Source organism: Streptomyces sp. NRRL S-495 (genome assembly GCF_000966955.1).
GTDB classification, from domain to species: Bacteria; Actinomycetota; Actinomycetes; order Streptomycetales; family Streptomycetaceae; genus Kitasatospora; species Kitasatospora purpeofusca.
In genome coordinates this window covers 1-9,431 of sequence record NZ_JZWY01000690.1, presented here as the reverse complement: position 1 = coordinate 9,431, position 9,431 = coordinate 1, and the positions used below count along the sequence as shown (strand labels likewise).

Below are 9,431 nucleotides of genomic sequence, written 5' to 3'. Positions count from 1 at the left end.
CATCATGATCGCGGCCGGGGCGGACATCGCGGCGATCGTCGCGGCGGTGGCGAGGGCCTCGGCGAGGAGCTGGTCGGCGGGGACGATCCGGGAGACCAGGCCGGCCCGCTCGGCCTCCTCGGCGTCCATGGTCCGGCCGGTCAGGCACAGTTCCATGGCCTTGGCCTTGCCGATCGCCCTGGTCAGCCGCTGCGAGCCGCCGATGCCCGGGATCACGCCGAGCTTGATCTCCGGCTGGCCGAACTTCGCGGTGTCGGCGGCGATCAGGACATCGCACAGCATCGCCAACTCGCAGCCCCCGCCGAGCGCGTAGCCGGCCACGGCGGCGACGACGGGCTTGCGCAGGGCGCCGAAGCGGTCCCAGGCGGCGAACCAGTCGCCGAGGTAGGCATCGACGAAGTCCAGGGACTGCATCTCCTTGATGTCGGCCCCGGCGGCGAAGGCCCGGTCGGACCCGGTGACGACCACCGCTCCCACCTCCCGGTCCCGGTCGAACTCCTGGGCAGCATCGACGACTTCATTCATCAGCCGGGTATTGAGGGCGTTCAGGGCCTTCGGCCGGTCCAGGGTGATCAGGCCCACCCGGTCGTGGCGTTCGACCCGGATCGTCTCGTAGCTCATGCGGTGTTCTCCCGAAGGGTGGTGATGATGGCCGAGAAGTCCCGCCCGGCGCCGTCGCCCTGGGCGAAGGCGCCGAACAACTCGGCGGCCCGGCGGCCGAGTTCGGCGGGCACGGCGGAGGCGTCGGCCGCGTCGGCGGCCAGACCGAGGTCCTTGGCCATCAGGGCGGCCGCGAAGCCCGCCGGGTAGCCCCGGTTGGCGGGACTGGCCGGGACGGGGCCGGGCACGGGACAGTTGCTGGTGAGCGCCCAGCACTGGCCGGAGGCGGTGGAGGCGACGTCGAAGAGCGCCTGGTGGCTCAGGCCGAGGCTCTCGCCGAGGACGAAGGCCTCGGCGACCGCGATCATCGAGACGCCGAGGATCATGTTGTTGCAGATCTTCGCGGCCTGCCCGGTGCCGGAGTCGCCGCAGTGCACCACCTTGCGGCCCATCGCCGCCAGCACCGGTTCGGCGGCGGCGAAGTCCTCCGCCGCGCCGCCGACCATGAAAGTCAGGCTCGCCGCCTCGGCGCCCGGGACCCCGCCGGAGACCGGGGCGTCCAGGGCCCGGTGGCCGGACGTCCGGGCGAGGTCCCGGGCGGTCCGGGCGTCGCCGACCGCGATGGTGGAGCAGTCGACGAACAGCGCGTCCGCCGCAGCGGCTGTCAACTCCCGGTAGACCTCCAGCACATGGCGTCCGGTCGGCAGCATGGTGAGCACCAGCTCGGCGTCCGCGACCGCCTCGGCGGCCGAGGCGGCGATCCGTACGCCCTGGCCGGCCGCCCGCTCCCGGGCCTCCGGCACCAGGTCGTGGCCGGTGACGGTGTGACCGGCCTTGACCAGGTTGGCGGCCATCGGGCCGCCCATGTTGCCGAGTCCGACGAATCCGATCCGGTGGGTCACCAGCGCTCCAGGGGGGTGAGGTCGGCGAGGCCGAGTTCCCGCTCGCCCAGCGGGGCGAACCAGCGGGCCACGGCGACGGGGTCGACGGCGTCCAGCGTGGCCGGACTCCAGTGCGGTGTGCGGTCCTTGTCGATGACCTGGGCCCGGATGCCCTCGGCGAGGTCCGGGGTGGCCAGGGCCGCGCAGGAGCTCCGGTACTCCTGGTCGAGCACCGCCTCCAGCGGGCCCAGGGCCCGGGCCCGGCGCAGCGCGGCCAGCGTCGCCTTGACCGCCGTCGGCGCGTTGGCGGTGATCCGGTCGGCCGCCTCCTTCGCCTCCGGTTCGCCGCTCGCGCCGAGCCGTTCGAGGATCTCCTCGACGGTGTCGGCCGTGTAGCAGACGTCGATCCACTCCCACTGCCGCTCCAGCCGGCCGGGCGGCGGTTGTGCGACGTGCCGGGTGAGCGCGTCGTGGACGGTCGATTCGGCGAGGTCGTCGAGCAGGGCGGGCAGTCGCCCGGACGGCACGAAGTGGTCGGCGAGGCCGCAGAGCAGCGCGTCCGCCGCGCCGGCCGAGCCGGCGGTCAGGGCGAGGTGGGTGCCCAGCTCGCCGGGCGCCAGCGCGAGCAGATAGGTGCCGCCGACGTCGGGGACGAAGCCGATACCCGCCTCGGGCATGGCGATCCTGGTGCGCTCGGTGACGATCCGGACGCTGCCGTGGGCGGAGACCCCGACCCCGCCGCCCATCACGATGCCGTCCATCACCGCGACATATGGCTTGGGGTAGCGGGCGATCCTGGCGTTGAGGCGGTACTCGTCGCGCCAGAACTCCTCGACCTCGCGCGGGTCGCCGCCGGTCGCGGCGCGGTGGATGGCGACGATGTCGCCGCCGGCGCAGAAGGCCCGGTCGCCGGCCCCGGTGACGACGACGGTCGCGACCCGCGGGTCCTGCTCCCAGTCGTCCAGGGCGGCCGCGATCCGCCGCACCATCCCGTGGGTGAGGGCGTTGAGGGCAGCGGGCCGGTTGAGGACGATCAGCCCGGCCCGCCCCTCGCGCTGGACCAGGACCTCCTCGGTCCCGTTCGCGTTCCCGCCCCCGCTCCCGTTCGCGGAAGCGTTCCCGGCCATCAGGCGGCCCCGGTCAGGCCGCGGGCGACGATGACGCGCATGATCTCGTTGGTCCCTTCCAGGATCTGGTGCACCCGCAGGTCGCGGACGATCTTCTCGATGCCGTACTCGGCCAAGTAGCCGTAGCCGCCGTGCAGTTGGAGCGCCTGGTTGGCCACCTCGAAGCCGGTGTCGGTGGCGTGCCGCTTGGCCATCGCGCACAGCTGCGGGGCGCGGGCGTCACCCCGGTCCAGGGCGTCGGCGGCCCGCCACAACAGGGCCCGGGCGGCCTCCAGTTCGGTGGCCATGTCGGCGAGGCGGAACTGCAGTGCCTGGGCGTGCAGCAGCCGGGCGCCGAAGGCCTCGCGTTCGGCCAGGTAGGCGACGGTGCGCTCCAGCGCGCTCTGGGCGCCGCCGAGCGAGCAGGCGGCGATGCCGAGGCGGCCGCCGTCGAGGCCGCGCATGGCGATCCGGAAGCCCTCCCCCTCGGCGCCGAGCAGCCGGTCGGCGGGCAGCCGCACGCCGTCCAGAAGCACCTGCCGGGTCGGCTGGGCGTTCCAGCCCATCTTGCGCTCGTTGGCGCCGAAGGAAACCCCCGGGTCGTCCCGGTCGACCAGGAAGGCCGAGACGCCCTTCGGCCCGGGGCCGCCGGTGCGCGCCATGACCAGGTAGACCTGGGCGCTGCCGGCGCCGGAGATGAACTGCTTGACGCCGTCGAGCACCCAGTGGTCGCCGTCGCGCACGGCCCGGGTGGTGAGGGCGGCGGCGTCGGAGCCGGCACCGGGTTCGGTCAGGCAGTAGCCGCCCAGGTGCTCGGCGGTGCAGAGCCGGGGCAGCCAGCGGGCGCGCTGGGCGTCGTCGCCGTGGCGGTCGACCATCCAGGCGACCATGTTGTGGATGGAGAGGTAGGCGGCGATGGACGGGCAGCCGGTGGCGAGGGCCTCGAAGGCCACCGCGCCGTCGCGGCGGGTGAGGCCGGAGCCGCCGGACTCCTCCCGGACGTAGACGCCGGCCAGGCCGAGGTCGCCGGCCTTGCGCAGCACGTCGACCGGGAAGTGCTTGGCGAGGTCCCACTCCACGGCGTGCGGGGCGAGGTGCTCGTCGGCGAAGGCCCTGGTGGTCCCGGCGATCGCGCGCTGGTCGTCGGTGAGATCGTGCACGGCGCTCAGCCCATCGTCGGCATGGTGAAGCTAGCGCCTTCCTTGACCCCGGAGGGCCAGCGCGAGGTCACCGTGCGGGTGCGGGTGTAGAAGCGGATCGAGTCCGGTCCGTGCTGGTTGAGGTCGCCGAAGCCGGAGCGCTTCCAGCCGCCGAAGGTGTGGTAGGCGATCGGCACCGGGATCGGCACGTTGACGCCGACCATGCCGGTGTTGACCCGGCGGGTGAAGTCGCGGGCGGTGTCCCCGTCGCGGGTGTAGATGGCCACGCCGTTGCCGAACTCGTGCTCGCTGGGCAGGCGCAGGGCCTCCTCGTAGTCGGCGGCGCGGACCACGCTCAGCACCGGGCCGAAGATCTCCTCCCGGTGGATCCGCATTTCCGGCGTCACCCGGTCGAACAGCGAGGGGCCGAGGAAGAAGCCCTCCTCGTGGCCCTCCAGCCGGAAGTCGCGCCCGTCGACGACGAGTTCGGCGCCCTCCTCGACCCCGAGGTCCAGGTAGCCGCGGACCCGCTCCAGCGCGTCCCGGCCGACCAGCGGGCCGAAGTCCGCCGCCGGGTCGTCCGAGCGGCCGACCTTGAGCGCGCCGATCCGCTCGACCAGCTTGGCCACCAGGGCGTCGGCGGTCTCCTCGCCGACCGGGACGGCCACCGAGATCGCCATGCAGCGCTCGCCCGCCGAGCCGTAGCCGGCGCCGACCAGCGCGTCCGCCGCCTGGTCGAGGTCGGCGTCGGGCATCACGATCATGTGGTTCTTGGCGCCGCCGAAGCACTGGGCGCGCTTGCCGTGGGCGGCCGCGGTCGCGTAGACGTACTGGGCGATCGGGGTGGAGCCGACGAAGCCGACCGCCTGCACCCGGGGGTCCTCCAGCAGGGTGTCGACGGCCTCCTTGCCGCCGTTGACCACGTTCAGCACGCCGGGCGGCAGCCCGGCCTCCAGGAACAGTTCGGCGAGCCGCAGCGGCACCGAGGGGTCGCGTTCGGAGGGCTTGAGGACGAAGGCGTTGCCGCAGGCCAGCGCGGGCGCGGCCTTCCAGAGCGGGATCATCGCCGGGAAGTTGAACGGGGTGATGCCGGCGACCACGCCGAGCGGCTGGCGCATCGAGTACACGTCGATGCCGGTGCCGGCGTTGTCGGTGAACTCGCCCTTGAGCAGGTGCGGGATCCCGGCCGCGAACTCGACCACTTCCAGGCCGCGCTGCAGGTCCCCGTGGGCGTCAGCGACGGTCTTGCCGTGCTCGGCGGAGAGCAGCCGGGCGAGCGAGTCCCGCTCCTGCTCGACGAGTTGGAGGAAGCGCAGCAGCACCCGGGCCCGGCGCTGCGGGTTCCAGGCCGCCCACGCGGGCTGAGCCTGCGCCGCGTCGGCGATCACGGCCTCGACCTCGGCGCGGCTCGCCAGCGGCACCCGGGCCTGGACGCGCCCGGTGTTGGGGTCGTGGACGTCGCCGAAGCGGCCGGAGGCCCCGGCGGTGCGCTTGCCGCCGACGAAGTGGGTCAGCTCGGGAACAGTCAGCTCGGGGACAGTCAGCTCGTTGACGATCGGCTCGGGGAGGATCGGGTCGGGGGTGGTCGGTTCGGTGACCATTGGTTCCTTCTCTCGTCAGGATGGGAGAGGAGGAGTGGAGGCCGCGCCGGTGCGCGGGCGCACGGTGGTGCGCCCGGCGGCAGGACGGCGGCGGCTGACAAACCGTCAGCGCTGGTGCGCCCCGGGGCTCGTCGGCACGGCACAGCCGGGGGCGGTGGAACGGGAGCAGCCCGGAATCATGCGTGTCGTCTCCATCCTCGTGGAAAACACGGACCGTCCGCGGCCGGTATCCTGACTCCCGGATCGACGCGCGCCCCCGGGCCTTCCCGGCTGGCTGCCAGTGGCCGAACTCCTGCGAGGACGAACTCCCCGGTCACAGTGGCGGGACCGTGCCGGACTCACACCGGCTTCCCTGACACCGCGGACCTGTTCCGACCATATAGTTGGACGTCCTAGTAAGTCCAGGGCCCCTCACCGTTCGGGCGCGTCGGAGCACGCACCGCCGGGAACGCGCCGGGCCCCGGGGAGCACCCCGGGGCCCGGACGGCAATTGACGCGGCGTCAGTCGGCGGCGTGGACCAGCTCGCCCCCGACGTAGGTGCGCAGCACCCGGGCCGACGCGATCTCCTCGGGCGGGCCGGTGAGGATGTCGCGGTCCAGGACGACCAGGTCGGCCAGCAGGCCGGGCGCGAGCACCCCGGCGTCGTCGTGCCCGTTCACATGGGCGGTACCCGCCGTGTAGGCGGCGATCGCGGAGGCCAGGTCGAGCCGCTGCTCGGGCAGGAACACCCGGTCGTCCTCGGCCTCCGGCTCCCGCCGGTTGACCGCGACGTGCAGACCGGCCAGCGGGTCCGGGCTGCTCACCGGCCAGTCGCTGCCCGCCGCCAGGGTGGCCCCGGCCCGCAGCAGCGCGCCGAACGGGTACTGCCAGGAGGCGCGCTCCGGGCCGAGGAAGGGGATGGTCAGCTCGTCCATCTGCGGCTCGTGCGCCGCCCACAGCGGCTGGATGTTGGCGATGGCGCCGAGCCGGGCGAACCGGGGCAGGTCGTCCGGGTGGACCACCTGGAGGTGGGCGAGGTGGTGCCGGGTGTCGCGCCGGCCGTTGGCGGCGCGGGCGGCCTCGACCGCGTCCAGTGCCTCGCGCACCGCCCGGTCGCCGAGCGCGTGGAAGTGCACCTGGAAGTCCAGCGCGTCGAGTTCGGTGACGTACTCGCGCAGGGCGAGCGGATCGACGAAGCTGAGGCCGGAGTTGGCGGTGGCGCAGCCGCAGCCGTCCAGGTAGGGGCTGGTCATCGCGGCGGTGAAGTTCTCCGCGATGCCGTCCTGCATGATCTTCACCGAGCCGGCCCGGAACCTGCCGTGGGCCGAGGCCGCGCGGCGCTCGACGAGTTCGGCGATCTGCTCGGCGCCCCGCTCGCGCTCCCACCAGAGCGCGCCGTTCACCCGGGCGGTCAGCGCGCCGGAGCGCGCGGCGGTCAGGTAGGCGTCGGACGGGTCCGGCTGGCCGTTGAACTCGCCGAGCAGCGCGTCCTGCCAGCCGGTGATGCCGAGCGAGTGCAGCAGCCGCTGCGCCCGCAGCAGCCCCTCCAGCCGGTCGGCGGCGGTGATCGGCGGCACCAGCCGAGCCACCAGGCCGGTGGCGCCCTCCTGGAGCACTCCGCTCGGGGTGCCGTCGGCCTCGCGCTCGATCCGGCCGTCCGCCGGGTCGGGGGTGTCGCGGTCGACGCCGGCGAGCTCCAGCGCCCGGGTGTTGGCCCAGGCGCCGTGGTGGTCGCGGTTGGTGAGGTAGACCGGACGGTCCGGGACGACGGAGTCGAGCAGTTGCCGGGTCGGCAGGCCGCCCTCGAAGCTCTCCATCGACCAGCCGCTGCCGGTGATCCACTCCTGGTCGGGGTTGGCGTCGGCGTAGGCGCGGATCCGCTCCAGGTAGTCGGCCACGCCGACGGTGCCGGTGAGGTCGCAGACGGCCAGCTCGGTGCCGCCGAAGACGGCGTGGATGTGCGCGTCCTGGAAGCCCGGCAGCAGCAGCTTGCCGGTGAGGTCGACGACCTCGGTGTCCGGGCCGATCAGGTCCCGGACCTCGTCGTGGCCGACGGCGGTGATCCGTCCGCCGGTGACGGCCAGACCGGTCGCCCGGGTGCGGGCGGCGTCGCCGGTGTGCACGGGGCCGCGGCTGAAGACCAGATCGGCCTTGGTCATGGGTGGTGCTCCGTTCTCGGGTGGTGCGGGTGTACGAGGTGCTGGGTGCCGAGTGCGAGGTGCGAGGTGCTGAGCGCGAGGTGCTGACTGCTGAGTGCCGTGTACCCCGTGCGGTGTGCCCCCGTGCGGCGGGTCGGGCGCGGGCCGGGTGCGTGGGGGTGCACCGGGCCCGCGCCCTAGGTCGTCCTCAGGCCTTCTCGGGCGTACCCGCGGCCTCGCCGAGGAAGTACGCCGAGCGGCGCCGCCAGCGCGCCCAGGCCGCCGCCGGCAGACCGGTGACGATCATCAGTACCACGACGGTGAGCTCGAACCAGCCGTTGTCGGCGGAGAGTTCGAAGTGGTCGGTGGAGTCGTAGAAGGTCCAGGTGAGGTAGCCGCCGACGACCAGCAGGACCGCCGCGCCGAGCAGCGGGCCGACCACCGCGCGCAGCCCCTCCACCAGGTCGGTGCGCAGCAGGTGGCGGAACCGGACGGCGGCCGCGACCGCGGTGAGCGCGTAGTAGAGGGCGACGATGATGCCGATCGCGTTGACGGCCGCCGAGATGAGGTCGTTGACGGTCGGGATGACGATCGAGCACAGCGCCAGCACCACCGCGACCGCGGTGATCAGCAGGGTGCCGACCGCGGGCGTGCGGTGCTTGGGGTGCAGCTTGGTCCAGACCGGGCCGAGCACGCCGTCCCGGCCCATCGCGAACAGCCCGCGGGCGGTGGGGATCACCGAGGACTGCAGCGAGGCCACCGCGGAGAACATCAGCGCGATCAGCGGCAGCGCGGCCAGTGGCTGGTCGGCGAGCCGCGCGCCGAAGTAGGTGAGGCCGTGCGCGCCGTTGTCCGCCAGCTCGTCCAGCGGCAGCACCCGCTGGAAGGCCGTGCCGGCGAGCAGGAACAGCAGCAGCATCACGACCAGGGCGAGGGTGCCGGCGCGGGAGGCGTCCCGGGGATCGTGCACCTCCTCGCCGACGCTGAACACCGACTCGAAGCCCCAGTAGCAGAACACCGCGAGCACCATGCCCTGGGCCACCGCGTCGAAGGACGGGATCGCGAGCGGGTTGAACCAGTCGAGCGAGAACGGCTGGTCGCCGGCGAACAGCCCGTAGCCGCAGAAGCCGAGCAGGACGGCGTACTCGAACACCAGCAGCGCCTTCTGCAGCCGCGCCGCCAGGCCGAGCCCGCGCACCGCGACCAGCGCGGCGGCGACCAGGACGACCAGGCCGATCAGGGTGCACTGCACGGTCGAGTCGGCGTCCAGCCGCAGCCCGGCGACGCTGCGCACGTGCGCCTCGTCGAGCAGCTGGACGATCGAGGAGCCGGTCACGGTCGTGGTGTAGGCCATGAACACCACGGTGCCGACGGTGTTCACCCAGCCGGTGAGGAAGCCGAGCCAGGGGTTGAGCGTGCGGCCCACCCAGCTGTAACTGCTGCCGGCGTCCGGCTCCGAGCGGTTCAGCCGCCCGTAGCCGCCGGCGATGGCCAGCACGGGGAGGAACGCCAGCAGCATGATCGCGGGGAGGTGGAGCCCGACGACGCCGGCCATCAGGCCGAGGCCGATGCCGATACTGCTGGTCGCGGCGGTACTGGAGGCGGCGATCGCCGCCCCGTCGAGAAGGCCGAGGGAGCGGGGCATGGAGTCCTGGGGGCCGCTGCTGTCCGCTCTCGGACCGCTGCCCATGACCTTCGCCGTCGATGCCAAGGGATCACCGCCTTGCTGGTGGGGGGGTGTGGGGGTGGGGGTGAAGTGCGAGCCATGAAACCGGCGGCTTCGAGACACGTCAATGCTGTTGTCATAAGGATGCCCGCGGGCCCGGCCCCGGTGACGCCCGCGGGCCCGGCCCCGGTGACGCCCGCGGGTCCGCCGCCGTGCGCCGCTCCGCGCGCTCCGCACCGTGCGCGGGCGCGCCGCCGGGGCACCCGGAACGCCGACGGGCGCCCTTTCCCCGCCACCGCACCCGCCGTACGGTCTCAACC

7 protein-coding genes and 1 riboswitch are annotated in these 9,431 nt (G+C 73.6%); all 7 genes read right to left on the bottom strand.

The annotated features are described in order from the left end of the window. The coding region (locus VR45_RS30920; protein WP_045943179.1) for an enoyl-CoA hydratase-related protein at positions 1-621 on the bottom strand (621 nt) is incomplete at its 3' end. Continuing rightward, on the bottom strand, positions 618-1,502 hold the full coding sequence (gene mmsB / locus VR45_RS30915; RefSeq protein WP_045943178.1) for a 3-hydroxyisobutyrate dehydrogenase: 885 nt from the start codon (positions 1,500-1,502) through the stop codon (positions 618-620). The genes mmsB and VR45_RS30920, both read right to left, overlap by 4 nt. Continuing rightward, positions 1,499-2,608, bottom strand: coding sequence for an enoyl-CoA hydratase/isomerase family protein (locus VR45_RS30910; protein ID WP_078896981.1), 1,110 nt, complete (start codon positions 2,606-2,608; stop codon positions 1,499-1,501). Before VR45_RS30910 ends, mmsB begins: the two co-directional genes overlap by 4 nt. Beyond that, positions 2,608-3,756: an acyl-CoA dehydrogenase family protein gene (locus VR45_RS30905; RefSeq protein WP_045943177.1), complete on the bottom strand. Its 1,149-nt coding sequence runs from the start codon at positions 3,754-3,756 to the stop codon at positions 2,608-2,610. Before VR45_RS30905 ends, VR45_RS30910 begins: the two co-directional genes overlap by 1 nt. Beyond that, the gene (locus VR45_RS30900; protein WP_078896980.1) at positions 3,753-5,327 is read right to left on the bottom strand and encodes a CoA-acylating methylmalonate-semialdehyde dehydrogenase; all 1,575 of its coding nucleotides are present in this window, start codon (positions 5,325-5,327) and stop codon (positions 3,753-3,755) included. Before VR45_RS30900 ends, VR45_RS30905 begins: the two co-directional genes overlap by 4 nt. Positions 5,328-5,530: 203 nt before the next feature. Further along, positions 5,531-5,722, bottom strand: a riboswitch (cobalamin riboswitch). A 106-nt stretch (positions 5,723-5,828) separates the two neighbouring features. Then, positions 5,829-7,466: an amidohydrolase gene (locus tag VR45_RS30895; protein WP_045943176.1), complete on the bottom strand. Its 1,638-nt coding sequence runs from the start codon at positions 7,464-7,466 to the stop codon at positions 5,829-5,831. A 187-nt stretch (positions 7,467-7,653) separates the two neighbouring features. Continuing rightward, positions 7,654-9,090 carry an APC family permease gene (locus VR45_RS30890; RefSeq protein ID WP_234326327.1) on the bottom strand — a complete coding sequence of 479 codons (1,437 nt, stop codon included), beginning with the start codon at positions 9,088-9,090 and terminating at the stop codon, positions 7,654-7,656. Between the last annotated feature and the right edge of the window lie 341 nt (positions 9,091-9,431).